This window comes from Clostridium boliviensis, assembly GCF_033342255.1.
Lineage (GTDB): Bacteria > Bacillota > Clostridia > Lachnospirales > Lachnospiraceae > Lacrimispora > Lacrimispora boliviensis.
Genome location: NZ_JAWONS010000331.1, coordinates 1 through 1118 on the forward strand (window position 1 = coordinate 1; position 1118 = coordinate 1118).

The window sequence follows — 1118 nt, forward strand, 5'->3', positions numbered from 1 at the left end:
GTAGGCCCGGTGGGTCCGGTAGGTCCGGTAGCACCAGTAGCACCAGTAGCGCCGGTAGGTCCGGTAGGTCCGGTAGCACCGGTAGCGCCGGTAGGTCCGGTAGGTCCGGTAGCACCGGTAGCACCGGTAGCACCAGTAGAGCCAGTAGGTCCTGTGGGGCCGGTAGGTCCTTGTATACCCTGTGGTCCTTGAGGTCCTACAGGTCCCTGTGGTCCTTGTGGACCCTGAGGGCCATCAGGACCTGGAATACCTTGCGGTCCAGTAGGTCCGGTAGGACCCTGAAATCCCCTTGGTCCCTGTGGTCCCATTGGTCCAGGGCATCCTCTTGGCCCCTGAGGTCCGGTTGGTCCAACGCAACAGCAGCCGCCGTGGCCGCCATGGCCGCCATAGCCGGCGTTGTCGCCATAGCCGCCATTACCACCGCAACCACAATGGTTTCTGTCCCAATCTCTACAATTATTCATTATAACTCCCTCCTGTCAAGGTGTAATTTTTTTACTTGTATGATTCCTTGTAGATGTGAATTGTATTATAAAGGGCTTTTTCAATCCTTTATAACATATCATATGTGATTAGTGTCAAGTTTGTTAGAAACATTATAATCGTGCTGAAAATGAATTCAGATTAACTTGTATATCATTGTAGTGTAATGGAAAACATTGTAATTTTCACGTTAAATAAATACTATTACATTTAGGTTAGTATTAACAGCATTAGCAGTTGTAACGTTAGTAGCAACAGTATATTCTACTCTTAATTCATAGGTTGAAGTAGTAGTAGCTACAGCAGTATCAACATAAGTGTCTCCAATTGCTACATCAAACGTGCCAGCAACTGATCCATTGAAACTTGAAGTTCTCGTAAAAATTAGAGTAGCATCTCTGTATATTCTTAATTCGGCTTCGTAAGTGTAAGCTGCACCTACAGTATTTTCCAAGTCAATACCATAGTCAATTTTTACATTATCACCGGTAGTAACAGGTACTGCTAAAGTAGCAACGGTTACCTCTGTAGCTGCTGGTATTGGAGTGGTTACACCGCTATTGTTGTCAAAGGCTAATACGCCGACCGGCCCAGTAGGTCCGGTGTCGCCAGTAGGTCCGGTATCACCAGTAGGT

The 1118-nt window shown here is 47.0% G+C and carries 2 pseudogenes; both read right to left on the minus strand.

Annotated features, from left to right (window positions below):
• A pseudogene (locus RZO55_RS25755) lies at window positions 1–464 on the minus strand (collagen-like protein); the annotation flags it as partial.
• A gap of 209 nt (window positions 465–673) precedes the next feature.
• Window positions 674–1118, minus strand: a pseudogene (locus tag RZO55_RS25760) (collagen-like protein); the annotation flags it as partial.